Origin of the sequence: Streptomyces spongiae (assembly GCF_009377185.1) — a bacterium.
GTDB lineage: Bacteria > Actinomycetota > Actinomycetes > Streptomycetales > Streptomycetaceae > Streptomyces > Streptomyces spongiae.
On record NZ_VJZC01000092.1, the window covers coordinates 1 to 24,555 of the forward strand.

A 24,555-nucleotide genomic window follows, 5' to 3' on the forward strand; every position below is an offset into this window, starting at 1 on the left:
ACCCTCTTCCGCCCGCCCTACGGAAGGATCGACGACAAGGTCCGGTCCGCCATCACCCTCACGCCCGTCATGTGGGACGTGGACCCCGAGGACTGGAAGTACTTCGACGCCTCCCGCGTCGCCCAGTACGTGATCGCGAACACCCGCCGCGACGACGTCATCCTCCTGCACGACATCCACCCCACCTCGGTCGAGGCCGTCCCCGAGATCCTGCGCACCCTCACCGAACGCGGCCACCACTTCGTGACGCTCAGCCACCTGCACGCCACGCGGACCCCGGGCTCCGCGCCCGGGCTGCGGCGCTGACCTTTCCGCGGTGTCCGGTAAAGCCTCTAGCGGGCCGTTCCGAAGTCCTGCGTCCAGTAGTTGCCGGACTGGGCGAGGCCGACACCGATCTCCTCGAACGCGCAGTTCAGGATGTTCGCCTTGTGGCCGCTGCTGGCCATCCAGCCGGCCATGACGCTCTCGGGAGTGGTGTAGCCCGCGGCTATGTTCTCGCCGCCGGTGCTCCAGGAGTAGCCGACGCGTTCGTACCGGTCGGTGAAGGACGATCCGTCGGAGCCGGTGTGTGACAGGGTCCCGTGGTCGGCCATGTCCTGGCTGTGGTCCTGGGCGGCCTTGGTGAGCTTCTCGTTCACGGTCACCGCCGCACACCCGGCCTTGGCCCGCTCCTCGTTGACGAGCGTGACGAGGGTCGTGAGTTCGTCGGCCGACGCGGCGGTCGTCGAGGCGGTCGGCGTCGATGCGGTCGGCGTCGAGGCCGTGGGCGTCGCGGCCATGGCGACAGCGGGCATGCCGGTGGCGGCCACGGTGACGGCGACCACGGCTAACGCCCGGCGAAACGTGCTCTGCTGGTTCCTCATGCGGTACCTCACTTACTCCGTACGTCCAGGTTTCCTGACGCGAATGGTCGCGCCGTTCGGCATATACGTGCCGCGCGGCCCGGTCGTTGAGAGTTCTCCCGTGATGTATCCCATAGGACTTTGGGAGTTCGGCGCCTTGTGGACCGAATCCGGAGCACGGGGGCGCAATGTCCGTCCCGGGATATTCCATCGCGTTCCGGAGGGTCGCGAAGTCCCTTGCGGGGCAAGGCTGATGGCCACCACCAAGGCGACCGTGAACGCTACGAAACTCCCGATTTCCGGGCTTTCGGGATTGCGGGGTCGCTGGGTTTCCCGGTTGCTGGGTTGCCGGGTTGCCGGATTTCGGGCGACCGTGACTTTTCCGCACGGCCTGCCTCTCGCCCTTCCCTATACTGCGGGTTGACCTGGAATAACGGAGTCAACACCGAGGCGGGATGCACACCCGGGACAAGGGCGGGAATTCCCTCGCATACGAAATGCGCCGCGGATCTGATCGAGCGAGCCGCGGCGGGCTCAGCCCGGCAGGCCGCACGGATCGGGTCGCGACGGGCTCTTGACCCGCCTCTCGTCGGCACGTACAAATCTCTCCAGAAAACGGTTACTACATGTTGTCACCGTCTCAGCGGAGAGGCCCTGCGCGATGAGAACTTCGGAAGACCAGGAAGACCAGGAAGACCGGGCACTGTCCCGTCGGGGGATCCTCAAGGGCGCGGCCGTCGGTGTCGGGACGGTGGCGGTGGGGCTGGGCGCCACGCGGCCGGCCTACGCGGGGCACGGCCAGGTCGGCGTCACCGCGCGCATGGGCGGCACGGCCATCACGATGTCGGTGGTGGACGGGGCCCTACGGTGGTCCGCGACCCGCGACGGCAGGACGGTGATCGGCACTTCGGCCCTGGGCATCCGGCTGAGCGACGGGACCAGCCTCGGCGACAGCGTGACGGTGATCGACAGCCGCCGCCGCACCGGCCACGACACCTGGACCCCGGTGTACGGGCGCAACGCGCGCGTCACGGACCACTACCAGGAACAGCGCTGGCTCCTCCAGGACACCGCCTCGGGCATCCGTTTCGGCGTCCAGATCCGCGCCTACAAGAGCGGGGTCGCCCTGCGCTACGTCCTGCTCGGCGCGAAGGGCAACCGGACCGCCACCGTCTCCGACGAGCTGACGACGTTCGTCTTCCCCGACGGCACCACCGTCTACAGCGCACGCGACGAAAACGGTTACTCGCCGGTGGCCCCCGATGCCATCCCGTCCACCGGCACGTCGAGCACGGACCAGGGCCCCCTGACCGACCTGCCGCTCACCGCCACCCTCGCGAACGGGTCCATCGCCTGTGTCTGCGAGTCCTCCCGGCTGGACTTCCCCCGTCTGATGCTGAGTTCGGTCCCGGGGCAGTCGGGCACCCTCTCCGCCTTCCTGATGGAGCACACCGCCCGCGGCACCGGCCCGGTCGAGACGACCACCACCGTCACCACCCCGTTCGCCACGCCCTGGCGCGCGGTGGTGATCGGGTCCACGCACGCCGAACTGGTCGACAACGCCGAGCTGGTCCTCAACCTGGCCCCGGAGAACGCCCTCACCGACACCTCCTGGATCAAGCCGGGCAAGGTCTTCCGCTGCGAGCTCTCCACAGCGGCCGGTCTCGCGGGCGTCGACTTCGCCGTGGCGCGCGGCCTGCAGTACGTCGAGTACGACGCTGGCTGGTACGGGCCCGAGTTCAGCACTCCCGACGCGACGGCCCCGATCGCCGCCATCGACCTGCCGTCGGTCATCTCGTACGCCACCGAGAAGGGCATCGGTGTCTTCCTCTACGTCAACCGGCTCGCGCTGACGGACGCGGACTCACTGTTCGGCCTTTACAAGAGCTGGGGTGTCGCGGGCATCAAGCTCGGCTTCATCAACGACGGCACCCAGTCGATGACGAACCAGATCACCGACTGGGCGCGGACGGCCGCCGAGTACCAGCTGCTGATCGACATGCACGACGACGTCCGGCCGTTCGGCTACGAGCGCACGTACCCGAACTACGTCAGCCTGGAAGGCGTACGGGGCAACGAGCAGTTCCCGACCGCCACCCACAACGTGACGCTGCCCTTCGCCCGCAACATCGGCGGCCCGATGGACTACACGATCTGCTACGGCCAGTCCCGCAACAAGACGACCAACGCCCACCAGATGGCGATGGCCGCGGTGTACTACCAGCCCCTCAACTTCCTCTTCTGGTACGACAAGCCGTCCAAGTACGCCAACCCCGCGAGCTGGCCCGGGCTGCCCTGGTTCAACGCCGTACCCACGACCTGGGACGAGAGCAGGACCCTCGCGGGCTCCATCGGCGAGTACGTGGCGGTCGCCCGTCGAGGCGGCCGGACCTGGTACCTCGGCGCGATGACCAACGAGACGGCCCGGACGCTGTCCCTCCCGCTGTCGTTCCTGGACGACGACACGTCCTACACCGCCACCGTCTACGCCGACGGCACCCCGGACAGCAGCCCGTACCGGACCCCGGTCGTGGTCAGCACCCTGACCGTCACCTCGGAGACCACGCTGGAGGTGGCCATGGCCGCGGCGGGTGGCCAGGCGGTCGTCCTGAAGCCGAGCTGACGACGGGCCGATGACGGGTGCGGCGTGGTGACGGATGATTTGGGGTGAAATAGATAGCCTCGTCCCGTTGTAGGCCATCGGGTTCCTAATCGCCGAGCCACCGAGCCGCCGAGTCCAGGAGGTCCTCATCGCCGGGACGAAGTCGGAGGCCGCCGCGTCCGGGCCGGCGAGCCAGCCGAGGGAGGCCGACCAGCTGCGGGAGATGCTGCACCGGCCCGAGTACCTCAAGGCGCTGGTGTTCTGCGGGCTGATCGGCATCCCGGTGTCACTGATCGCGTTCTGGTTCCTCGTGGCCGTCGAGGAGTTGGAAGAGCTGATCTGGACGGACTGGCCCCGCGACCTGGGCTGGGACCAGGCTCCCTGGTGGTGGCCGCTCCCCCTGCTGCTGGTGGCCGGGGTGGTCGTCGGCCTGGCCGTCGCGCGGCTCCCCGGACGGGGCGGTCACATCCCGGCGGGCGGACTGCATCCGGGCGGGATGACCAAGGCCGCGCTGCCCGGTGTGGTCGTCGCCGCCCTGTCCGGTCTGCCGCTCGGCGTCGTCCTGGGTCCCGAGGCGCCGCTGATCGCCCTGGGCGGCGGTCTCGCCCTGCTGTTCGCGAGCCTCGTGCGGGCGCCCGAGAACGAGGCGGGCGCGGCGCTGCTCGGCGCGGCCGGCTCGGCGTCGGCCATCTCGGTGCTCTTCGGGAACCCGGTGGTCGGCGCGGTGCTGCTGATGGAGGTGGCGGGAGTGGGTGGGCCGCAGCTCTTCGCGGTGATGCTGCCCGCCCTGCTGTCCAGCGGAATCGGGGCCCTGGTGTTCACCGGGTTCGGCAGCTGGACCGGTCTGCACACCGGCAGTCTGCGCATCGGTCTTCCCAAGGCGCCGGCGCTCGACATCGGGGACGTGCTGTGGTCGCTGCTGCTGGCGCCGGCCCTGGCGCTGCTGATCCACGGAGTCTTCGTGGGCGGACGGCACGCGGCCCGCTTCGTGTCCTCGCGGACGGCCTCGCGGACGGTACGGAACACCGTCGTCTGCGCGGTCGGCACGGGCTGCTGCATCGCGCTGTACGCCGTCGCCACCGGGCGGTCGCCGTCCGAGGCCGCCCTGTCCGGGCAGGCCACCCTGAGTGTGCTGGCCCAGGACCCGCACGCCTGGTCGGTGGGCGCCCTGGTCGCGGTGCTGGCATTCAAGTCCCTCGCGTACTCGCTCTGTCTCGGCAGCATGCGGGGCGGGCCCATCTTCCCCGCGTTGTTCCTGGGGGGTGCGGCCGGAGCCCTGCTCGCGCCGCTCCCCGGCTTCGGGCTGGTCCCGGCCATGGCGGCCGGGATGGCGGCGTCGGTGACCGCGGCCCTGCGGCTGCCCGTGAGCAGTGTGGTGCTGGTCGTTCTGCTGCTGGGCAACGTGGACACGGTCGCGGTCGTGGTGCTGGCGTCGGTGGTGTCCTTCGTCCTGACGCAGCTGTTGCCGCAGGGGCCGCGGATGCCCTGAGTGGTTTTGCGGTCTCGTCTGCCGGGTTCCTGCTGATGGGCAGCTGCGGGTTCGTCGTGGCTTGTCGCGCCCACGCGGCGGAGCCGCATATCGACACAGCCCCGCGCCCCTTAAAAGCACGGGCGCGCCCCTGCGTCACAACGCACCCTCCGCCCCGTCACGCCACACCGCGCCGCGCCGCCGGACAAGCGGTGAGGGCGGGCCCGGTGGCCCGCCCTCACCTTGCGGGGCATAGGGGGAGTGTGCCCCGCGTCTGTGGGGTTCGCCGGAGGCTCTACGCGGCGATCTTCTGCTTCAGCGTCGCGACGCCTTCCTTGATCTTCTTCTCGGTCTCGGCGCGCTTGCGGTCGCGCTTCTCCTTCGACTCCTCCTTCCTGATCCGGTCGGCGGCCTCCTCCATCGCCTTCAGTTCGACCCGTACGGAGTCGGCCGGGCGGCGCTCGAGAACGGCGTCGTAGCGCATGGCGAGGAGGTCCAGGGCCTGGGTGTCGCTCTCCCTGACCTCGGCGAGGATGGCCGTGCCGTTGGGCGCCACGTGCTGGGCGAAGAGGCCGACGGTGCCGGTGGCCGCCGCCGCCCGCCGGTAGTCGTGGCCGCCGCCGATCAGAGCCCCGACGCTCCAGCCCATCAGCACGCCGAGGGGGCCGCCGAGAATGCCCACCAGGGAGCCGACGAGACCGCCGACCGCCGTTTTCCTGCCCGCCAGGGTCTCCATGCCCTCGGGGACGCGGACGGTGCCGTCGTCGAGGCGCTCGACCAGGACGGCGGCCCGGATGTCCGTGGTGGCCGAGGAGAGGTGCTTGAGCTCGCTGAGCGCCTGGTAGGCGGTGGCCCGGTCGGTGAAACGGAGGGCGACGGCGTTCTCGTTCATGGGCACGGACATGGGATGCCTCCTTGGGCTTCCTGGACTTCCTGGGGCTTCATCTGTGAGACAGTATGTATCGAAGAGAAGTTGTGAGTCAAGGTGTCTCAGAACTTTCCCGTGCGTCCCGCGGGATCCCGCGATCCCGTGAGGGCCCGTGAGATCCCGCGAGATCCCGTAAGAGAGGTGCCCCCGATGTCCCCGTCGAGCGACGACCCCCGCGCCCGCCGCAGCCGCGCCGCCTGCCTGGCCGCTGCCACCGAACTCCTCGTCGAAGGCGGACCGGAGCGCGTGACCCACGCAGCCGTCGCCGAGCGGGCGGGTGTGGGCCGGGCCACCGTCTACCGGCACTGGCCGGACCTGCAGTCCCTGCTGCTCGACGCGCTGGCCACCGACGCCCGCCCGCTGCTGACGCTCGGCGACGGCCCGGTCCGCGACCAGTTCGTGGCCCATCTGGCAGAACAGGCCGCCTGGCTCAACCAGCCGGTCTCCGCGTCGGTCATCGCCACCGTCATCGAACGGTCGGAGCGGGACGAGGGCGTACGGCGTATCCGCGAGGAGATGTTCGGCCGCGCCGACGAGCACCTGACCGGCATGCTCACGGCCGCCGTCGAACGCGGTGAACTCCGCCCCGGCATCGAGGAACACGCCAGGGAACTGGTCTCCCGCATCCTCGGACCGCTGCTGTTCCAGCGGTTCATGCTCGGCGTACGGCTGGACGAGGACATCGTCGTCCGCACGGTCGACGCCGCACTGGCGCCCTGGCTGCCGAACGCGTGACAGCCGACGCCGGCCCGTCGGTGTCACTCGGACGCCGTACCCTGTATACAGGCGGGTGTACGGCATGATCGGCTGTACGGCGTGATCGGCGAGGAGTGCCATGGTCCGGGCCACGGGCAAGAGCGAAGCGGTGTACGAGCGACTGAAGGGCGACATCGAGTCGTTGCGCCTGCGGCCGGGGGCCAAGTTGAGCGAGGTGCAGCTCGGCGAGCGGCTCGACGCCTCGCGCACTCCCGTCCGTGAGGCCATCCGGCGGCTCGCCCGGGAGGGGCTGGTCGACTTCGTGCCGGGCGAGGTGGCGCGGGTCGCCGCCATCTCGCTGGGCGGGGTGCGGGCGCTGTTCGAGTTCCGGATGATGCTGGAGCCCCGGGCGGCCGCCATGGTGACGGCCGTGGGGGCGGCGGACGAGCGGGTACTGGTGCCCTTCCGTGAACTGCTGGCGCGGCTGGAGGAGTTCGAGGAGTCGTTCCGGCTCCGGGACGCCGCCGCGCAGGCGCGGTCGTACCACGACTTCTACGAGGTGAGCGAGGACTTCGACCAGGCCGTCGTCGCGGCGTGCCGCAATCCGTACCTGGCACGCACGATCCGCGACCTGCGGAGCCAGACCGTGCGGCTGCGGCACCTGTCCCACAGCGGACCGCGCCGGATGCTGACCTCCCTGGAGGAGCACCGCGCGATGCTCAAGGCGATCACGAACGGGGACGTCGAGGCGGCCGAGGCGGCCTGCCGCCACCATCTGGCGCAGACCCTCCAGGCACTGATCGAGAGTCTGACGAGCCAGGACTTCGTGATCGGTGCGGAAGTGCACCTGGACACCGCCCTGTAGCCGTCAGCCCTGTAGCCGTCAGCGCCCCTCGCAGCCATAACCGCCACCACCCCCAGCTGCCACGGCCGCGAGCCGCCCTGTTCCCGGCCGTGACGCACCCACCCCCCTTGATGTATACAGGAATGGATACAGAGTGGTTGCCTGCAGTCCGGGTTCGACATGAAGGACGCTCCGATGCCGTACACCGTCGCCGCCGCCGACCTGCTCCGGTTCGCCACCGCGGCCACCGAGACCTACGGGGTCCCGCCCGCGGACGCCCACGTTCTCGCGGACACCCTGGTCGTCGCGGAGTTGTGGGGGCACGCCTCCCACGGGATGCTGCGGCTGCCCTGGTACCTCTCCCGGCTCGCGAGCGGAGCGACCACCTCGGTCGCCGCTCCCGCGACCGTCAGCGACAACGGCGCCGTACTCGTCGTGGACGGCCGCGACGGCCTGGGCCAAGTGCTCGCCGACCGTGCGGTCGCCCAGGGCGTCGAGCGCGCCCGGCGGCACGGCATCAGCGCGGTCGCCGTACGCAACTCCGGTCACTTCGGTACGGCCGCCTACTTCACGCGCAAGGCGGCCGAGCAGGGCTGTGTCGCCCTGCTGGCCACCAACGCCAGTCCCGCGATGGCCCCGTGGGGCGGCCGGGAGAAGCGCGTCGGCACCAACCCGTGGTCGATCGCCGCACCGGGCGGCCGCCACGGCACGGTCGTGATGGACATCGCCAACACCGCCGTCGCGCGCGGCAAGATCTATCACGCCCGCGAGCGCGGCGAGCCGATCCCGGAGGGCTGGGCGGCCGACGCCGACGGTGTGCCGACGACCGATCCGCGCCGCGCGATCGAGGGCCTCATCCTGCCCATGGCCGGCCACAAGGGCTACGCCATCTCCTTCATGTTCGACGTGCTGGCGGGTGTGCTGACCGGCAGCGCCTTCGGCTCCGCCGTCGTCGGCCCCTACGAGCCCACCGGCCGCAGCGGGGTCGGCCACCTGCTGATCTGCGTCGACATCCGGTCGATGGCCGAACCGGCCGAGTTCGAACGGCGGATGGAGGCCCTGATCGAGGAGACGAAGTCCACCCCCACCGCCTCCGGCACGGCGGAGGTCTTCGTCCCGGGCGAGCCGGAGGTCCGCACGGCCGAGCGCCTGCGCGCCGAGGGCATCACGATCGCCGACGACACCTGGGCCGCCCTGGCGCGCGTCGCCGGCACCACCGCCGTACCCCTGCCCACCCCGACCAGCACTCCCGAGGAGTTCCCCGCATGATCGCGCTGACCGTGTCCCTCCAGGTCGTCCCCGGCCGCCGGGACGCCTTCCTCAAGGCCATCGAGGAGAACGCCGAGCGCTCCTTCACCGACGAGCCCGGCTGCCGCTACTTCGACGTCGTCTGCGACCTGGAGGACGACCACCACTTCGTCTTCCACGAGATCTACGACGACGAGGCCGCGGTCGAGGCCCACCGCGCCGCACCCCACTTCAGGGTCTGGCGCGAGGCCGCCGCGAAGTACGTCGTGCCCGGCAGCCAGGTCAACACCCTCTCCCACCGCCTGTACCACCACTCCTGAACTCCTGAACTCCTGAACGGAGCCGCTCATGTGCCCGAAGCCCGCTGAGCCGAACCTGCTGATCCACCCCGACGAGGTCGAGCGCTTCGACCGCGGAGGAGGTGTCGCCACCCTCCCCTACGTCGGCAAGTGGAACTCCGAGCAGTCCCTCATCACCACCGGCCAGACCGTCTTCCAGCCCGGCACCGGCCTGCCCCTGCACAGCCACAACGTCGAGGAGTCGGTGCTGATCCTCGAAGGGGAGGCGACCGCGGAGATCGACGGCGAGCTCTTCGACCTGCGGCCCGGTCAGGCCACCTGGGTCCCGGCGGGCGTCCCGCACCGGTTCCTCAACCGCGGCGAGGGCGTCATGCGGATCTACTGGGTGTACGGCGGCCGTGACGTCACCCGCACCATCACCGCCACCGGCGAGACCTTCGAGCACCTCTCCGAGCACGACAAGGGAGGGGCACCCACCTCATGAGCGGCGTCATCCGAACCGTCAACCCTGCGACGGGCGAGCCGATCGCCACGTACGACGGCTGGGACGCGGACCGCGTCGAGACCGCCGTGGCCCGGGCGCACGCCGCGAGCCGCGCCTGGGCGCTGGTCCCGGTCACCGAGCGGGCGGCCCTCGCCGGCCGTCTCGCCCGCACCCTGCGCGAGCACAAGGAACACCTCGCCACCCTGGCCGTCGCGGAGATGGGCAAGCCGGTGGGGGAAGCCGAGGGAGAGGTCGAGAAGTCGGCGGTGACGGCCGAGTACTACGCGCGTCAGGGGCCCGGCATCCTCGCCGACGAGCATGTCGAGGTCGAGGGGGCGCGGGCCTGGGTGGCGTACGAACCGGCCGGGCTGGTACTGGCGGTCATGCCGTGGAACTTCCCCGTCTGGCAGGTCATGCGCTTCGCCGTCCCCTCGCTGGTGGCGGGCAACGGCGTCCTGCTCAAGCACGCGTCCAATGTCACGGGCAGCGCGCTCGCCCTGCGGGACCTCTTCGTCGAAGCCGGTTTCCCCGAGCACCTGGTGACCGCGCTCGTGGTCGCCGACGCCGACGTGCCCGAGGTCACCGCCCGGATCGTCGAGGACGACCGCGTCGCCGCCGTCACCCTCACCGGAAGCAACCGGGCGGGCGCGGCCGTCGGCGCGGCGGCCGGGCGGGCGGCGAAGAAGTCCGTTCTGGAACTGGGCGGTTCGGACGCCTTCGTGGTCCTCGACGACGCCGACGTCGAAGCGGCGGCGGCCGCCGCGGTGCGGGCGCGGTTCGCCAACTCCGGGCAGAGCTGCGTGTGCGCCAAGCGGTTCGTCGTCGGCGCCCCGGTTGCCGACGCCTTCACCGAGGCGTTCGTGGCCGGGGTGGAGAAGCTGCGTGTGGGCGACCCCCGCGCGCGGGACACCCAGGTCGGTCCGCTCGCCCGCGACGACCTGCGCGCGGCGCTGCGGCGGCAGGTCGAGGAGTCCGTGGCGGCCGGGGCCCGTCTGCTGACCGGAGGCGAACCGCTGCCCGGCGAGGGCTACTTCTACCGGCCGACCGTCCTGGCGGACACCGGCCCCGGTATGCCCGCCTTCGACGAGGAGACCTTCGGGCCGCTCGCCGCCCTCACGGTCGCCCGGGACGACGAGGACGCCGTACGGCTCGCGAACGCCACCGCGTACGGGCTCGGCCTCAGTGTGTGGACGGGCGACCCTGGCCGGGGCGTCGCCCTCGCCCGCCGTGTCACGAGCGGCGCGGCCTTCGTCAACGCCGTCGTCGCCTCCGATCCCCGGCTGCCCTTCGGCGGCACCAAACGCAGCGGACACGGGCGGGAACTGGCCACCGCGGGAATCCGCGAGTTCACCAACATCCGCACGTACTGGGTGGGTACCTGATCTCGGGAAAGTCGGTATGCAACCTTCCGGCATATCCGTAGGTCTCATAACGTATCAGGTCTATACGGCCAAAGGGTTATCCGATCAAGGGGGGAACGATGCGACGAATCGGAGCGGCAGTGGCGGCACTTGTCCTCGCGGGCACCGGGCTGGGGGTCGCGGCGAGCACCGCGAGCGCCGCGCCGGCGACCGCGACACGGGCCGCGGCCTGCCCGACGGGCTGGGGCAGCGGCGCCAAGGGCGGTGCCACCGCCGGTGCGGTGCCACTGAACAACATCAGGACGGGGCGGCACGACTGCTTCGACCGCATGGTGGTCGACGTGCCCGGCGGCGGCACCGTCGGCTACTACGTCCGGTACGTCGACCGGCTCCACCAGGACGGTTCCGGTGACTACATCCCGGTCGGCGGCGGGGCCGTGCTCGAAGTCCGTGTCGGGGCGCCCAGTTACGCCCCGGAGACCGGCGCGCCCACGTACCCGGGACGGGTGGGCCGCACCCTCCCCGGTGTGAACGTCAGCGGATACAGCACCTTCAGGGACACCCGGTTCGCCGGCAGCTTCGAGGGTGCCACGCAGGTCGGTCTCGGTGTCCGTGCCCGACTGCCGTTCCGGGTGATCCAGTTGCCCGACCGCCTGGTGATCGACGTGGCCCACAGCTGGACGGCCACCCGCTGATCCTGCCGGCCCTCGGGTCCACTGCGGCCTGAGGGCCGGTCGGCCGGTCGGCCGGTCGCGCGGTTCAGCGGGCCCGCACATCGTCCAGTTCGGCCGCGAAGAGCAGCGCGGGATCGAAGCCCATCCCGGTGAAGTGGCCCGCGAGTTCCAGCGACAGGACGCCGTGCAGCCGGGTCCAGAACGTCAGGGCCCGCTGGAGGGCCGCCGGCGGGGCGGGGTGTCCGGCCGCCCACTGCCGGCCGAGGTCCTCGATGTGCGCGCCGAACTCCGTCGCCGTACTCGTCTCGGGGCTGTCGCCGCCGCTGCCACTGCCGGAGGGCATCGCGGCGCAGGCGTCGAGCAGGGTCGCCATGATCTCGGACGCGATGGCGGTGACGTCGTCGGGTGCGTGGTAGCCCGGGACCGGTGTCCCGTAGATCAGGAAGTACCGCTGGGGGTCCTCCAGAGCCCATCCGCGCAGGGCGTGCGCCAGCGCGGCCAGGTCGGCACCGGAGGCGGAGGCGGAGGCCGCGCGGAAGGTGTCGGCGAGGCTTCGGTACGCGTCCCTGATCAGCTCGGTGATCAGCTCGTCGCGACCGGCGTAGTACCGGTAGAGCGCGGGTCCGCTCATGCCCATCCGCTTGGCGATCGCGTTGAGGGACAGCGCGGACGCGCCCGCGGTGGCGATCTGCTCCCACGCGCGTTCCTTGATCTCGGCACGCACCTGCGTGCGGTAGCGCTCCCGCGGCGTCTTCGCTCCGGCGCCCGCGTCCGTACTGCCCGTGTCCGTACCGCCCGTGTCGGTGCTGCCCGCGTCCGTGTCCGTGTCCGCCATGGTCTGCCGCCCCTCCGCGCCCGTACGACTACACCCACACGTTTCAGTTAGAGGCTATCACTCAAGTTATTGACACTCTCCATGTCGTCGAGTTACAACTTCTAACGAACACGAAGGCCAGTAACTCAACACCCACACGGAACGCATGGAGGTCGCCATGGGCGCCGAAGGACTCGTCGAGGTCGTCCTGCCGGGCAAGGTGGAGCCGGAAGGGCTGCGGATCCGGCACGGAGCCGTCCCCGTCGCGGGCCCGGGCCAGGTCGTGATCCGGATGGAGGCGACCGGGGTCTCCTTCGCCGAGCAGCAGATGCGCCGCGGCCGTTACTACGACCAGCCGCCGTTCCCGTTCGTGCCGGGCTACGACCTGGTCGGCACGGTGGAGACGGTGGGCGAGGACGTCGAGCCGGGCCTGGCGGGCACCCGGGTGGCCGCGCTGGTCAAGGTCGGCGGCTGGGCCAGCCACCTGGTCGTCGACGCGGCGGACGCGGTGCCGGTACCCGACGGGATCGGCGCCGCGGAGGCGGAGACCCTGGTGGTCAACGGCATCACCGCCTGGCAGATGCTGCACCGCACGGCACGGGTCCGCGCGGGGCAGACCATCGTGGTGCTCGGCGCCAACGGCGGTGTCGGCTCGGTACTGGTACAGCTGGCGCGGGCGGCCGGCGTGAAGGTCATCGGCACCGCGTCCGCACGCCACCACGACGTCCTGCGGGAACAGGGCGTCCTCCCCGTCGACTACCGCACCGGAGACGTCGCCGCGCGGATCCGCGAGCTCGCCCCCGATGGGGTGGACACCGTCTTCGACCACGTCGGCGGCCGCGGCATCGTCGACTCCTGGCGGCTCCTCGCGCCCGGCGGCACGCTCGTCTCCTACGGCAGCGCCTCCACCCGGGACGACGAGGGCTCCAAGCAGTGGCCCGTGCTGAAGCTGCTCGGCCGGGTGTGGCTGTGGAACAGCCTGCCCAACGGCCGCCGCGCCTACTTCTTCAACCTCTGGGCCGGGCGCTCCCTGGCCAGGAACCGGTTCCGGGCCCGGCTGAACGCCGACCTCACCCAGGTCTTCGCCGCCTTCCAGCGCGGTGACGTCACCGCCCGGATCGCCGCCCAACTGCCGCTCAGCCGTGTCGCGGACGCCGTGCGGCTGGCCGAGTCCGGGACCGTCGCCGGAAAGGTCGTGCTGAAGCCGTAGTGCGCGGGAGGGGCAAACGTGCTGGTCATACGGGTGCGCGTGCCTGTGTCGCGCGGATGTGCGGGAAGGCTGGGATGCTGAGGGAGGGAGCGCGCCCATGATCCGACCTTGAGGGACGGAGGTGGTGAGCGCCGTGGCCGAGGCCGACGAGAAGCATCCGGAATCACCCGTTCCGGCTGGTGCGGCTGTTCCCGCTGTTACGGCTGTTCCGACCGCTCCGACCGACCCGACCGCTCCGACCGACCCGACCGACCCGACCGCTCCGACTGACCCGCCCCCTCCAACCGACCCGGCTGACCCGACCGCTCCAACCGCTCCGTACGCCGATCCTCTCGGCGATCCCTTTCTCCGCACCCGGTTCGCGCTGCCGACGAGGCCCGGCACGTTTCTGCGGCGGCAACGGCTCGTCCGGCATCTCGACCAAGCCCTCCGGACGCCCTTGACGCTGGTCAACGGGGCGGCCGGCGCGGGCAAGACCCTGCTGGCCGCCGACTGGGCCGCGAGCCTGGCGGAGCCGGTCGCCTGGCTCACCGTCGAGGTGGGGGACCGGCGTCCCGGCGTGTTCTGGGCGTACGTCCTGCGGGCGCTGCGCTCCTGCGGTGTCCCGGCATCCGACGAGACCGGGTTCCCCGCGGACCCCAGACAGGTGGACCGGGGACTGCTGGCGGCGGTCGCGGCCGAGCTGAGCGGTCGTGATGAACCCGTGGTCGTGGTGCTCGACGAGTTCGACCGCCTGCCCGCCCCGGAGATCGCCGAGCAACTGGAGTTCGTCCTGCACCACGCCGGGCAGGGCATGCGCCTGGTCCTCGTCACCCGTACCGAGCCCCTGCTGCCGTTGCACCGCTACCGGGCGGCCGGAGAGCTGACGGAGATCCGTGCCGCGGAGCTGGCCTTCACTCCCGAGGAGACCGTCGCGCTGCTGGACCTGCACGGTCTGAGCCTTCCGGTCCCCGCCGCGCGCGCCCTGGTGGACCGCACCCGGGGCTGGGCCGCCGGTCTGCGTCTGTGCGCGCTGGCCGCCCGGGAGAGCGCCGATCCGGAGCTCTATCTGAAGGAGTTCGAGGCGGACCGGAGCGCGGTCGCGGACTTCCTGCTGGCCGAGGTGCTCCAGCGGCAGCCGGAGGAGACACAGGACCTCCTGCTGCGCGTCTGCGTCCTGAAGCGTTTCTGCCCCGATCTGGCGAACGCGCTGACCGGGCGGGCCGACGCCGAGCCCCTGCTCGTAGGACTGCACCGCGCGAACGCGTTCGTCGAGGACCTCGGGCACGCGTGGTACCGGCTCCACCCGCTGTTCGGGGAGATACTCCGGGCCCATCTGCGCGTACGCCTGCCCGGTCTGGAGCCGGAGCTCCACCGGCGGGCCGCGCGGTGGTGGCGTTCGTACGGTTCCCTGCCGGAGAGCCTCGCCCAGGGTGCCGCCGCGGGCGACTGGGGTTTCACCGCCGGTGCCCTCGTGGACGACCTGGCGATCGGCCAGCTCTTCACCGGCCTGCCCTCCGACGACCTGGACCAGCTGTTCTCCCGGATGGGTCCCGAGGTCACGGGTCCCGCGGCGGACCTCGTCCGGGCGGCCCGCGACCTGTCCCGGTGCGACCTCGACCACGGTCTCGCCCGTCTGAGCCGCGCCGAGGAGTGCCTGAACGCGGACGCGTCGGGCGTGACCAGCGCCGCTCTCCTGAGCCGTACGTTGCTGGAGGCGCTGGCCGCACGGCTGACCGGAGCCCCCGTACGGGCCGAGGAGGCCGCCAGGGCCGCCGACGAGCTGCGGCAGCAGGTCCCCGCCCACCTCCTGGACAGGCATCCCGAACTCACCGCGCTCCTGCTGACGCACCTGGGCTCCACCCGCCTGTGGGCCGGGCGCTTCGAGGACGCGCGTGCCGCCCTGTCCAGGGTGGCCGGCGCTCCTGGTGACGCCTCCACCGTCCTGCCCCGGCAGGAGGCGATGGGGCACCTGGCGCTGATCGACTACCTGAACGGCTGGCTCGGCAGGGCGGAGCGCAAGGCCCTCGCGGCCGTGTCCGAGGAGGAGGGGGCCGGCCCGCCCCGGCCGTGCGTGCCGTACGGCTGCGGCATCGGGCGGCTGGTCCTCGCCGCCGTGGCCGTCGACCGCGACGAACTGCGCCGCGCCCAGGAACTCCTCGACGAGACGGAGACGAGGACGGGGACGGGGACGAGGACGGGGACGGGGACGAGGACGGACCGGCTCCACCGCGCGACACGGGATCCGGTGACGGCGGCGGGGCGGGCCCTCGCCACGGCTCGTCTCCTGCTGGTCCGGGGCCAGGCGCAGGCCGCCGTCGAAGCGGCGGACCCGGGTGTCTCCGCCGCCGTGCCCTCCCCCTGGGCGACGAGCCACGAGGCGCTGGTCGTCTCCGCCGCCCACCTGGCCGAAGGACGGCCGGAGGGGGCGGCCGAGGCACTGCGGGCTGTGACCGGCGACCAGCCCGTGTGGGCCGTGGAGGCCGCGCGGATACAGCTCGCCGCGGGTCGTCCCGAGGCGGCGATCGACCTGCTGGACGGCGTCCGCACAGGAGGCCGGACCGGTCCGGCGGTGACCGTCCGGGCGGCGCTGGTGCGGGCCCGGGCCGCGGAGGAGGCGGGGGACACGGCCACCGCCCGCAGGCTCGTCGCGCAGGCGCTCCTCGACGCCCGGCGCGAGCGGCTGCGGCGGCCGTTCCTCGACGCCCGCCCGTGGATCCGGCCTCTGCTGTCCACGGCACCGCTCCACGAGCTGGCCGCGGGCTGGCTCACGTCCCGTCCGGACCCGCACGACGGGCCGCCCCGGCCCGAGACGCGGCCGGCCCCGCTCGTCGCGGCGGAGCTGAGCGGACGGGAGCGCGACGTTCTGGAGCGGCTGGCCCGGATGATGTCGACGGAGGAGATCGCCGCCGACCTCTACGTGTCGGTGAACACGGTGAAGACCCACCTCAAGAGCGTCTACCGGAAGCTGGCGGTGAACCGGCGCAGCGACGCGGTGCGCCGGGCGCGGGACCTCCGGTTGCTGTGAGCGCGCGCACCCCCGGTCCCGGTTTCCACAGCTGTGGAAACTCTTCCCCCGCGGCGGATAAGGCACCTCTGCTGCCAGACGGAGTCACCTCTACCGGGTGATGCCCGAGGGCGCGCCACGGCGGACGATCGCAGGAGAGGACGCCGTCCGCCTGTCTCCAGGCCGCCCGCGGGAGCAGCTCATGCGCTACGAGATCCGCGTCGACGGACACCTGTCGGAAACCCTCGCCGAGGCCTTCCCGGAACTGGGCCACGTGGTGATGGCCGGTCAGACCGTGCTGTTCGGCCCGGTCGTCGACGAGGCACAGCTGTACGGGCTGCTGGCGCGCTGCCAGTCGCTGGGGCTGCGCGTCGTGGAGATGCGGCAGCTGCCGGAGTGACCCGGTCGGCAGCTGCCGCATCTCGCGGGGCGGCTCAGAGGCTCTCCGCCGTGACCCGGCCCGAGCGGACCGCCGTCCCCAGCGCCTTGAAGTCCCGCTCGTTCTGGTCGGCGTAGGCCTGGGCGAACTTGGCGAGTTCGCGGTCGAAGCGGTCGTTGCCGCCCAGGTAGGAGGCGATGGCGACGGGGTCGCCGGAGCGGGCGTGGGCCCGGGCCAGGGACGCCCCGCACAGCCGGCCGAAGAGGGCGAGCAGGCCCGGGTCCATGGTGTCCGGCCGTGCGATGCCCTTCCAGTCCCGCAGCTGACGTACGTAGAAGTCGCGGTCCTGCCCGTCGATGCCCACGGCGTGCGTCCAGCCCAGGAAGATGTCGCTGGTCGTCTGGATCAGGCGCTGCCCGGACACCACCCGGCGGCCCTGGTTGTCCCAGCGGTCGCCGCCCGTCTGGGCGGACAGCACGGACTCCTGGGCCTCCTTGGCCTGCAGCAGGAGCGGGTCGTCGTCGTCCCTGCCGAGCATGAGGATGATCCAGCAGCGCGTACCGACGCTGCCGACGCCCACCACCTTGCGGGCCATGTCCACCAGCCGGTAGTGACGCAGCAGGTACCGGCGTTCGGACGGCAGGGTCCGCCCGTACCCCTCCAGAACCGTCTGCAGTTCCTTCTCCTGCCAGTCCTCGGCCGGATCCAGCAGGTCCGCGAGGGGGACGATCAGCGGCGGGTCCGCTGCGATGCGCCGGCCCTCGGCCGTGACGTGGGTGAGCTTCGAGAAGGCCTGCATATGGGTGCGCGTGCGGGCCTGCTGCGAGGCCTTGGCCGCGCGGCGCCTGGCCTCTCCGCTGATCGACGAGGCCATCAGTTCCCGCATGTTGTCGATGTCGTCCTGGGCGTACCAGATGTCCAGGGTGCGCATGCCGGCGAAGTCGTGCATGCGCTCGCGGTAGGCCTTCACACACGTCCGTACGGCGTTGGTCTGTTCCTTGACCGAGAAGCCGTTCTCCCGGCCGGCCGTCACGAAGCTGGTCGCCAGTCGTTTGACGTCCCATTCGAACGGCCCGGGCAGGGTCTCGTCGAAGTCGTTGATGTCGAAGACCAGATGGCGCTCAGGCGAGGCGAGCAGCCGGAAGTTCAGCAGGTGGGCGTCGCCGCAGAGCTGTACCTGCAACCCGGTGTTCGGGGCGCGGCCCAGGTCCATCGCCATGATCGAGGCCGCGCCGCGGTAGAAGCGGAACGGCGACTCGAGCATGCGGCCGTAGCGGACCGGCACCAACTCCGGTACGCGGGTGGTCGACTGACGCTCGATCACCTTGATCGGGTCGGGCCGCTGCGGGTCCGCCTCGAACGAGCCGTGGCTCGAACGGGGAGCACGCGTGCGCGCCTGCTTGCCGTACGCCGCCCGTTCGGACGGTGACAGGGAGGACGTGAAATCGCTCGGTACGGTCATGGCTCGGCCTCCTGGTCCGGTGTCTGGTCCCGTGTCGTCGTGTCGGTTCCGGCCGGCTTCTCGGCCGGCGGGTCACGGTCCCGGCGGCGCAGCCCCGTCTGGACCGCGCTCGCCAGCACCCGCGCGGCGAACGCCACGAGCAGCAGCCCCACGACCATCTGCGACATCACCATCACGCGCCCCGTCTGGGAGCGCGCGGTGATGTCGCCGAAGCCGACGGTGCTGAAGACGGTCAGCGTGAAGTACAGGGCGTCCGTCCTGGTCAGTGGCTCGCTGAAGGAGCCCGGGGTGGAGCTTTCCAGCACGTAGTAGGCGCCGGCGAAGAGGACGAAGAGCAGCGCCAGTGTGGCGGCCAGGGCCTCCACGGCCTTCAGCCTCGGGTGGGGCGAGCGCACGATGACCCGCACCTCCCAGCAGAACACCACCAGGACCGCCAACAGACCACAGGCGAGCAGCGCCGACGCACCGGCCGTGCCGTGCTCGTCCAGCGGCAACAGGTAGTAGGCGGTGACGAGCCCCGCGGTAATGAACACAGCGCGAACGACACACGCCCCCACCACCCACCGCCGGTGGCGAACCCACGGATCCGGCCGACGCGACTCCGGCCCGGCAGTTCTGGGATCACTCATCTCATGTGCCTCCCGGTCCCACCTCACTGCCACCGTGTCGCGGACGGATCACCCGTCGGGGGTGACTCGGCGGGCCGGGACCGTGCGCCACCGGCGGGTACGCCGGGTGGGCGCCTCGACCAGGAAGCGCTCCTCCCTGCTGCCCGTGCGCCAGGCCTCGTGAGCCCGGGCCCCGGGCGCCCCGGGAGCGTGCCGGACAAGCCCGGGACAAGCTGCGGACAGGGCCCCGGACCAGCCCGCTCACCCCCCAGAGGGGCCCGCACGATCACCCGTGCCGGGTGAGGCCGCAGGGCCTTGCCGTGGGCACGCTGAGGATGGCAGAGAAGGGCTGCCGGGCGAGCGCCCGAGCACCCCGGGACGGAGTACGGACATGAGCGAGCAGACGTACCTGGCGTACGACTTTCCGCTGTTGAGCGCCTTCTGGGCGATGCTCTGGTTCTTCCTGTGGATCCTGTGGATCATCCTGCTCTTCCGCGTCGTCGTCGACATCCTCCGTGACGACGACCTGGGCGGCTGGGCGAAGACGGGATGGCTGGTGTTCGCCATCGTCCTGCCCTTCCTGGGCGTCTTCGTCTACGTGATCGCCCGCGGCAAGGACATGGGCCGCCGGGAAACGGCGCAGGCACGTGCACAGCAGGAGGCCTTCGACAGCTACATCAGGGATACAGCGGGCACCAAGGGCGGGACGAAGAGCAGCGTCGACGAACTCGCCAGGCTGTCCGAGATCCGCGCCCGCGGTGACATCACGGACGAGGAGTACCGCAGGGCGAAGGAACTGGTCCTGACCGGCCACGGCCCGGCGGCGCACTCCGATGCCACCGGTGCCGGCGGCTCCACCCCCACCTCCGGTCGCTGAGCAACGCAATGCCGGACGACACGAAACGAGGAACCAAGATGGCAGCGACACACACCCGGCAACCGAACACGACGAGGCAGAACTGGGCGAGCGGCCTGACGGTCTTCGCGGCCGTGATGCTCATGATCGGCGGCGTGCTCGCCATCTTCCGTGGCGTCATGGGAATCGCCGAGGACGACGTGTTCGTCACGACGCAGAACTACGTCTTCCAGTTCGATCTGACCGGCTGGGGCTGGCTCCACCTCTCCCTGGGCATCGTCGCCGTCCTCGTGAGCTTCGGGCTGCTCCAGAACTCGACGTGGGCACGCATCGTCGGCGTGGGCATCGCCGCGTTCATCCTCATCGCGAACTTCCTCTCCCTGCCGTACTACCCGGTCTGGTCGGTCGTGATGATCGCGATCGCGGGCTTCGTCATCTGGGCACTGTGCGTGGGCAGGGGCCGCGAGGCCTCCGCGGGGTACGAGTCCGAACGGTACGAACGCACACCGCACCACGTGTGAGGCGCCCGGCCCGGCGCCCGGCCCGGCGCCCGGACCGGCCGGTTCAGGAGCCCCCGTACCCCCGATGATCGTGGCCCTCCGAGCGGGAGGAGGGCCACGCGTCGAAGGTCTCGCCCGGGGCCAGCCGGGCCAGCGCCTCCGTCAGGCGGTCGCACACCCCCTCGATCTCGTGAAGGGTGCGGTTCCGCTCGGTGATGACCGCGGAGAGCAGCAGGGCCGTGAGGGACACCGTGCCGTTGAACGCCTGCAGAATGACCATCTTGGCGAGGAGGTCGTGATCGGAGAACGGGCCCGACCCGGTGGCCCCCGCCGAGATGGCGATCGCGGAGGCGATCAGCACGCACGGCGCGGCCACGGCCAGCTGGAAGCGGAAGGCGGCCCAGATCAGGAACGGGACGACGAGGAAGAGAAGGTTGATCAAGGTGTGGGTGGCCACCGCGGTGACCGCGGCCGTACCGCCCAGCATGGCCACCGCCTCGACCCAGCGCAGGACGGGGACGTCGCGTGGCCATCGTGCCTCGCGCGCGACCAGCAGCAACGGCGTGATGACCAGGACCCCCATCGCGTCACCCGTCCACCACACCGACCAGGTCGGCCAGAAGTCGTCGGCCGACAGCGCTCCGTCGGCCACGAGAACACCCGTGCCAACCGTCGCGCTGATCAGCATCCCGCCCAGGGCCCCGAGGAAGACCAGCGCCAGGGCGTCCTGCAGCCGGTCGAGAGCGGGTCGGAACCCCACCCGCCGCAGCAGGAGATAGGCGCAGACGGGGGCTAGCGTGTTGCCGGCCACGATGGCGAGCACGGGGCCGATCCACGGTCCGAGCCACACGTTCACCAGGAACGCGCCGAGAGCGATGGCCGGCCACATGCGCAGGCCCCACAGCAGCAGGGCGAAGAGGGCGATCCCGGTGGGCGGCCAGAACGGCGTGACCTGCCCCCGAACCAGTTGTTGCTCCAGCCCGAGTTTCGCGCTGACGTAGTAGGCGGCCACGACGACGGCCAGCCGCAGGCCCTCGGCGGCGTACGGCCGGAGCCGGTCTCCGCGCACCGTACCGACGTTCACCCTTCGCCCTGCCGCTGCTGTTGCCGCTGATCGCCCTGCCGCTGCCGCTGATCGCCCTGCCGCTGCTGCTGATCGCCCTGCCGCTGCTGCTGGAGCCCTCCGTAACGGAGGACGAGGACCGCGGCGTCGTCGCTGTGGCCGGTGAGGTCCGCCACCTTGATCACCCGCGCGGCCAGCTCGTCCGGGTCGCTGCGGCAGGCGCCGACGGCCAGTTCCGCCACCTGGGCGAGCCCCTCGTCGAGGGGGTAGCCGGGCCCCTCCACCACGCCGTCGGTGAGCAGCACGAACGCGCCCACGTCGGTCAGCAGGCGGCGGGTCGAGGGGTAGCGCTCACCGGCCTGGATGCCCAGCGGCAGACCGCCTTCGTTCAGCAGGACGTCCACGCGGCCGTCGGCCGTGGCCCAGACGGCGGGCACATGGCCGGCGCGGGCGTCGGCGAGCTCGCTCGTGACCGGGTCGAAGCGCAGGAACGAGCAGGTCACGAAGAGCCCGGAGTTCATGGAGACGAGCAGGTCGTTGGTGCGCCCGAGCACCTCCGCCGGGTCCGTCGTGGCGGTCGCGACGGCGCGCAGACAGATGCGCACCTGCCCCATGAGGGCCGCGGCCTCGACGTCGTGGCCCTGGACGTCCCCGATCACGAACCCCACGGAACCGTCCGGCATGGGGAACCCGTCGTACCAGTCCCCGCCGATGTCCAGCCCGGCCCGCGCGGGCGCGTACCGACCCGCCGCCCGCAGGCCGTCCAGCACCGGCAGCTCGGCGGCGAGGACCTGTCGCTGCAACGCGGCGGCGAGTTCGACACGGGCCTGCTGGAGCTTGATCCCCTCCAGTATCCGGCCCGTGAGATCGCCGAGCGTGTGCAGCAGGTCTCCGGCGCCGCCCGTTCCACGGGCGCCACTGGATGGACCGGTGCCGCGACGAGGCATGGCATCACACTCCGAGCGCTGATGGCATCACTCTCCGAGCGCTGTCGGAGTTGCACCATACATGCCTGATTTCACGACTTCACGGTATCAATACGGACCCGACAAAGCCCCGAGGAGGAACCCGGGCCTTTGCCCCCGCCGCCCCCGCGCCGGGCGTCGGGCCTTGCCGAGGTGCGGAACTTGTAGGGTTCGAACAATGAGCACGACAAGTGAAGGCGTGTACGGCGGGGCGGCTCTGCTGGATGTGCTGCTCGACGCGGCGCGGGAGGCCCCTGGCCAGACCGTCGTTCACGTCCGGGGGGACGGCAGCGAGCACACCGTCACCTTCGCCGGGCTCCGGGACGAGGCACTGCGCGTGGCGGGCGGGCTGATCGCCGCGGGGGTCGAGCCCGGAACCCCACTGCCCCTGGTCGCCGACCGGGGCGAGGACTTCCAGCCGATGTTCTGGGGCGCGCTGGCGGTGGGCGCCGTCCCCGTGCCGCTCGCTCCCGAGGCACGCCGGGTGGGGCCGGTGTGGGAACTCCTCGGCGGTCCGCCCGTGGTCGTGGACGGGTCCACCGCGTCCGTGGCCGACGAAATCCAGGGCGCGGTACGGACGGTACGGACGGTACGGGCGGTACGGGCGGTACGGGCGTTGAGGCTGGACGAACTCCGCGAGGGCCGTCCGCCCAGGCGACTGCCGCGGCCCGCGCCGCACGACGTCGCGTTCCTGCAGTTCTCCTCCGGAAGCACCGGCTCCCCCAAGGGCGTCGAGCTGACCCACGCGGGCGTCCTCGCCAACCTCCGCCAGATACGGACCGCGACGGCGCTGACCGGCGACGACGTGCTCGCGTCCTGGATGCCGTACTTCCACGACATGGGCCTGATCGGCACGCATCTGGTGCCCATGGCGACGCGCCTGAAGCAGGTGCGGCTGGAGCCGCTGTCCTTCGCCAAGCGTCCCGCCCTGTGGTTCGAGGCCGTGGCGCGGCACCGCGCGACGATCCTGTCCGCGGCCAACTTCGCCCTCGCCCTCGCGGTGCGGCGGGTGCCGCCCGCCGCCCTGGCCGGCCTCGACCTGAGCTGCGTACGGCTGATGCTCGTCGGCGCCGAACCGATCGCCCCGCGCGTCTGGCGGGAGTTCACGGCCCGCACGGCCCCGGCGGGCCTGGACGCGCGGGCCCCGCTGCCGGTGTACGGACTGGCCGAGGCCACGCTCGCCGTGACGGTTCCGCCGCTGGGGGAGGTCGCCGAACCACTCGTACTGGACCGGGCCGCGCTCAGCGGGGGCCGGGCCGTGGAGAGCGAACCAGGGCCGCACACCGTGGAGTTGATGGACCTCGGCCACCCCGTGGAGGGCTGCGAGGTACGGATAACCGACGGTTCCGGGAGGCCCCTGGGGTCACTGGGGGACTCGCGCGTCGGCCATGTGGAGGTGCGTGGGCCCCAGTTGGGGCGCGGCTACCACCGGGCGCCCGAGGCGAGCGCCGCCGCCTTCACCGAGGACGGCTGGCTGCGCACCGGAGATCTCGGGTTCCTGCGGGCCGGACGGCTGTGCGTGACCGGGCGCCACAAGGACGTGGTCTTCGTCAACGGCCGTACGTTCCACGCGCCGGACCTGGAGGAGACCGTCGCCGCGACGCCGGGGCTGCCACCGGGGACCGCGGCGGTCGTGGGCTCCACCGATCCGGACAGCGGGAGCGAACGGGTCGTCGCGTTCGTGCAGTGGGCACGCCCTCGGCCGGAGACCGCGGGGCCGGTACTGCGGGCCGCCGCGGCCCGGCTGCGTGAGGCACTCGGACACGACGACGTCCGGGTGCTGCCGCTGCCGCCGGGGGCGTTCGCCCGTACGACCAGCGGGAAACTGCGCCGGGGGGTGCTACGGACGCGCTTCGAGTCCGGTGCGTACGCAGCGGTCGAAGGCCGCTGGGCCGGGACTGCGGCTGGGGCTGCGGGCCCGGCTGCGGCTGCGGGCCCGGCTGCGGCTGCGGGCCCGGCTCCGGCTGCGGCTTCGGCTGCTGCCCCGGCTTCGGTTCCGGCTGCCGCTCCGGCTTCGGTTCCGGCTCACGCTCCGGCTCCGGCTCCGGCTCCGGCTGCTGCCCCGGCTCCGGCTGCGGCTCCGGCTGCTGCCCCGGCTCCGGCTTCGGTTCCGGCTCCCGCTCCGGCTCCGGCTGCTGCCCCGGCTCCGGCTCCCGCCCCGGCTCCGGCTCCGGCTCCGGCTCCGGCTGCTGCCCCGGCACCGGCTTCGGTTCCGGCTCCCGCTCCAGCTCCCGCTCCGGCTCCGGCTGCTGCCCCGGCACCGGCT

At 71.8% G+C, this 24,555-nt stretch carries 22 protein-coding genes and 1 pseudogene; 16 read left to right on the forward strand and 7 right to left on the reverse strand.

Annotated features, from left to right (window positions below):
• Positions 1-306: pseudogene (locus tag FNH08_RS50740) on the forward strand (hypothetical protein); the annotation flags it as partial.
• A gap of 26 nt (positions 307-332) precedes the next feature.
• Here the strand turns inward: FNH08_RS50740 and FNH08_RS15845 are convergent.
• Positions 333-863, reverse strand: coding sequence for a CAP domain-containing protein (locus FNH08_RS15845; RefSeq protein ID WP_152772125.1), 531 nt, complete (start codon positions 861-863; stop codon positions 333-335).
• 640 nt (positions 864-1,503) lie between these two features.
• Between FNH08_RS15845 and FNH08_RS15850 the strand changes: the two genes are divergently transcribed.
• Positions 1,504-3,465: a glycoside hydrolase family 97 protein gene (locus FNH08_RS15850; RefSeq protein WP_152772126.1), complete on the forward strand. Its 1,962-nt coding sequence runs from the start codon at positions 1,504-1,506 to the stop codon at positions 3,463-3,465.
• A 202-nt stretch (positions 3,466-3,667) separates the two neighbouring features.
• Positions 3,668-4,933: a chloride channel protein gene (locus tag FNH08_RS15855; protein WP_152772127.1), complete on the forward strand. Its 1,266-nt coding sequence runs from the start codon at positions 3,668-3,670 to the stop codon at positions 4,931-4,933.
• Between the two features lie 274 nt (positions 4,934-5,207).
• Here the strand turns inward: FNH08_RS15855 and FNH08_RS15860 are convergent, their stop codons facing one another.
• Positions 5,208-5,816: a DUF456 domain-containing protein gene (locus FNH08_RS15860; protein ID WP_152772128.1), complete on the reverse strand. Its 609-nt coding sequence runs from the start codon at positions 5,814-5,816 to the stop codon at positions 5,208-5,210.
• A 174-nt stretch (positions 5,817-5,990) separates the two neighbouring features.
• Between FNH08_RS15860 and FNH08_RS50745 the strand changes: the two genes are divergently transcribed.
• The 7 genes from FNH08_RS50745 to FNH08_RS15895 all read left to right on the forward strand — a co-directional run bounded on the left by FNH08_RS50745 (position 5,991) and on the right by FNH08_RS15895 (position 11,467).
• A complete protein-coding gene (locus FNH08_RS50745) occupies positions 5,991-6,575 on the forward strand; it encodes a TetR/AcrR family transcriptional regulator (protein ID WP_194238496.1) in 585 nt (194 codons plus the stop codon).
• 100 nt (positions 6,576-6,675) lie between these two features.
• Complete coding sequence (locus FNH08_RS15870; RefSeq protein WP_152772129.1) at positions 6,676-7,401, forward strand: GntR family transcriptional regulator; 726 nt, start codon at positions 6,676-6,678, stop codon at positions 7,399-7,401.
• 174 nt (positions 7,402-7,575) lie between these two features.
• Positions 7,576-8,649 (forward strand): Ldh family oxidoreductase, encoded by a 1,074-nt coding sequence (locus FNH08_RS15875; RefSeq protein WP_152772130.1) that lies wholly within the window; start codon positions 7,576-7,578, stop codon positions 8,647-8,649.
• Positions 8,646-8,948 carry a putative quinol monooxygenase gene (locus FNH08_RS15880; protein ID WP_152772131.1) on the forward strand — a complete coding sequence of 101 codons (303 nt, stop codon included), beginning with the start codon at positions 8,646-8,648 and terminating at the stop codon, positions 8,946-8,948. Before FNH08_RS15875 ends, FNH08_RS15880 begins: the two co-directional genes overlap by 4 nt.
• 28 nt (positions 8,949-8,976) lie before the next feature.
• The gene (locus FNH08_RS15885) at positions 8,977-9,411 is read left to right on the forward strand and encodes a cupin domain-containing protein (RefSeq protein WP_152772132.1); all 435 of its coding nucleotides are present in this window, start codon (positions 8,977-8,979) and stop codon (positions 9,409-9,411) included.
• Positions 9,408-10,793 carry an aldehyde dehydrogenase family protein gene (locus tag FNH08_RS15890; RefSeq protein WP_152772133.1) on the forward strand — a complete coding sequence of 462 codons (1,386 nt, stop codon included), beginning with the start codon at positions 9,408-9,410 and terminating at the stop codon, positions 10,791-10,793. Before FNH08_RS15885 ends, FNH08_RS15890 begins: the two co-directional genes overlap by 4 nt.
• Positions 10,794-10,891: 98 nt before the next feature.
• The gene (locus FNH08_RS15895; RefSeq protein WP_152772134.1) at positions 10,892-11,467 is read left to right on the forward strand and encodes an AMIN-like domain-containing (lipo)protein; all 576 of its coding nucleotides are present in this window, start codon (positions 10,892-10,894) and stop codon (positions 11,465-11,467) included.
• A 64-nt stretch (positions 11,468-11,531) separates the two neighbouring features.
• On the opposite strand, the gene FNH08_RS15900 is transcribed toward FNH08_RS15895, so the two are convergent.
• On the reverse strand, positions 11,532-12,281 hold the full coding sequence (locus FNH08_RS15900; RefSeq protein ID WP_152772135.1) for a TetR/AcrR family transcriptional regulator: 750 nt from the start codon (positions 12,279-12,281) through the stop codon (positions 11,532-11,534).
• A gap of 157 nt (positions 12,282-12,438) precedes the next feature.
• Between FNH08_RS15900 and FNH08_RS15905 the strand changes: the two genes are divergently transcribed.
• From FNH08_RS15905 to FNH08_RS15920, 3 genes are all read left to right on the forward strand, one after another.
• Positions 12,439-13,470 (forward strand): medium chain dehydrogenase/reductase family protein, encoded by a 1,032-nt coding sequence (locus FNH08_RS15905; protein ID WP_152772136.1) that lies wholly within the window; start codon positions 12,439-12,441, stop codon positions 13,468-13,470.
• A gap of 364 nt (positions 13,471-13,834) precedes the next feature.
• The gene (locus tag FNH08_RS15915) at positions 13,835-16,477 is read left to right on the forward strand and encodes a LuxR C-terminal-related transcriptional regulator (RefSeq protein WP_152772143.1); all 2,643 of its coding nucleotides are present in this window, start codon (positions 13,835-13,837) and stop codon (positions 16,475-16,477) included.
• Positions 16,478-16,658: 181 nt separating this feature from the next.
• Entirely contained in the window at positions 16,659-16,856 is a 198-nt protein-coding gene (locus FNH08_RS15920) for a hypothetical protein (protein ID WP_152772137.1), read from the forward strand.
• A gap of 34 nt (positions 16,857-16,890) precedes the next feature.
• On the opposite strand, the gene FNH08_RS15925 is transcribed toward FNH08_RS15920, so the two are convergent.
• Positions 16,891-18,297 carry a DUF2252 domain-containing protein gene (locus FNH08_RS15925; RefSeq protein WP_152772138.1) on the reverse strand — a complete coding sequence of 469 codons (1,407 nt, stop codon included), beginning with the start codon at positions 18,295-18,297 and terminating at the stop codon, positions 16,891-16,893.
• Positions 18,294-18,926 carry a potassium channel family protein gene (locus tag FNH08_RS15930; RefSeq protein ID WP_152772139.1) on the reverse strand — a complete coding sequence of 211 codons (633 nt, stop codon included), beginning with the start codon at positions 18,924-18,926 and terminating at the stop codon, positions 18,294-18,296. The genes FNH08_RS15925 and FNH08_RS15930 overlap by 4 nt, the downstream gene beginning before the upstream one ends.
• A gap of 370 nt (positions 18,927-19,296) precedes the next feature.
• On the opposite strand from FNH08_RS15930, the gene FNH08_RS15935 reads away from it, so the two are divergent.
• The gene (locus FNH08_RS15935) at positions 19,297-19,782 is read left to right on the forward strand and encodes an SHOCT domain-containing protein (protein WP_152772140.1); all 486 of its coding nucleotides are present in this window, start codon (positions 19,297-19,299) and stop codon (positions 19,780-19,782) included.
• A 38-nt stretch (positions 19,783-19,820) separates the two neighbouring features.
• The gene (locus FNH08_RS15940) at positions 19,821-20,282 is read left to right on the forward strand and encodes a DUF7144 family membrane protein (RefSeq protein WP_152772141.1); all 462 of its coding nucleotides are present in this window, start codon (positions 19,821-19,823) and stop codon (positions 20,280-20,282) included.
• 43 nt (positions 20,283-20,325) lie between these two features.
• Here the strand turns inward: FNH08_RS15940 and FNH08_RS15945 are convergent, their stop codons facing one another.
• Entirely contained in the window at positions 20,326-21,345 is a 1,020-nt protein-coding gene (locus FNH08_RS15945; RefSeq protein WP_322724603.1) for an MASE1 domain-containing protein, read from the reverse strand.
• Entirely contained in the window at positions 21,342-22,271 is a 930-nt protein-coding gene (locus FNH08_RS15950; RefSeq protein ID WP_152772142.1) for a PP2C family protein-serine/threonine phosphatase, read from the reverse strand. The genes FNH08_RS15945 and FNH08_RS15950 overlap by 4 nt, the downstream gene beginning before the upstream one ends.
• A gap of 196 nt (positions 22,272-22,467) precedes the next feature.
• On the opposite strand from FNH08_RS15950, the gene FNH08_RS15955 reads away from it, so the two are divergent.
• The coding region (locus FNH08_RS15955; protein ID WP_228034154.1) for an AMP-binding protein at positions 22,468-24,555 on the forward strand (2,088 nt) is incomplete at its 3' end.

Bases quoted from the DNA above. Each gene is read 5' to 3' on its own strand.
- FNH08_RS15905 (WP_152772136.1), top strand. From the start codon at position 12,439: ATGGGCGCCGAAGGACTCGTCGAGGTCGTCCTGCCGGGCAAGGTGGAG.
- FNH08_RS15855 (WP_152772127.1), top strand. From the start codon at position 3,668: ATGCTGCACCGGCCCGAGTACCTCAAGGCGCTGGTGTTCTGCGGGCTG.
- FNH08_RS15890 (WP_152772133.1), top strand. From the start codon at position 9,408: ATGAGCGGCGTCATCCGAACCGTCAACCCTGCGACGGGCGAGCCGATC.
- FNH08_RS15940 (WP_152772141.1), top strand. From the start codon at position 19,821: ATGGCAGCGACACACACCCGGCAACCGAACACGACGAGGCAGAACTGG.
- FNH08_RS15850 (WP_152772126.1), top strand. From the start codon at position 1,504: ATGAGAACTTCGGAAGACCAGGAAGACCAGGAAGACCGGGCACTGTCC.
- FNH08_RS15925 (WP_152772138.1), bottom strand. From the start codon at position 18,297: ATGACCGTACCGAGCGATTTCACGTCCTCCCTGTCACCGTCCGAACGG.
- FNH08_RS50745 (WP_194238496.1), top strand. From the start codon at position 5,991: ATGTCCCCGTCGAGCGACGACCCCCGCGCCCGCCGCAGCCGCGCCGCC.
- FNH08_RS15935 (WP_152772140.1), top strand. From the start codon at position 19,297: ATGAGCGAGCAGACGTACCTGGCGTACGACTTTCCGCTGTTGAGCGCC.
- FNH08_RS15860 (WP_152772128.1), bottom strand. From the start codon at position 5,816: ATGTCCGTGCCCATGAACGAGAACGCCGTCGCCCTCCGTTTCACCGAC.
- FNH08_RS15895 (WP_152772134.1), top strand. From the start codon at position 10,892: ATGCGACGAATCGGAGCGGCAGTGGCGGCACTTGTCCTCGCGGGCACC.
- FNH08_RS15845 (WP_152772125.1), bottom strand. From the start codon at position 863: ATGAGGAACCAGCAGAGCACGTTTCGCCGGGCGTTAGCCGTGGTCGCC.
- FNH08_RS15885 (WP_152772132.1), top strand. From the start codon at position 8,977: ATGTGCCCGAAGCCCGCTGAGCCGAACCTGCTGATCCACCCCGACGAG.
- FNH08_RS15875 (WP_152772130.1), top strand. From the start codon at position 7,576: ATGCCGTACACCGTCGCCGCCGCCGACCTGCTCCGGTTCGCCACCGCG.
- FNH08_RS15870 (WP_152772129.1), top strand. From the start codon at position 6,676: ATGGTCCGGGCCACGGGCAAGAGCGAAGCGGTGTACGAGCGACTGAAG.
- FNH08_RS15880 (WP_152772131.1), top strand. From the start codon at position 8,646: ATGATCGCGCTGACCGTGTCCCTCCAGGTCGTCCCCGGCCGCCGGGAC.
- FNH08_RS15900 (WP_152772135.1), bottom strand. From the start codon at position 12,281: ATGGCGGACACGGACACGGACGCGGGCAGCACCGACACGGGCGGTACG.
- FNH08_RS15920 (WP_152772137.1), top strand. From the start codon at position 16,659: ATGCGCTACGAGATCCGCGTCGACGGACACCTGTCGGAAACCCTCGCC.
- FNH08_RS15930 (WP_152772139.1), bottom strand. From the start codon at position 18,926: ATGAGTGATCCCAGAACTGCCGGGCCGGAGTCGCGTCGGCCGGATCCG.
- FNH08_RS15950 (WP_152772142.1), bottom strand. From the start codon at position 22,271: ATGCCTCGTCGCGGCACCGGTCCATCCAGTGGCGCCCGTGGAACGGGC.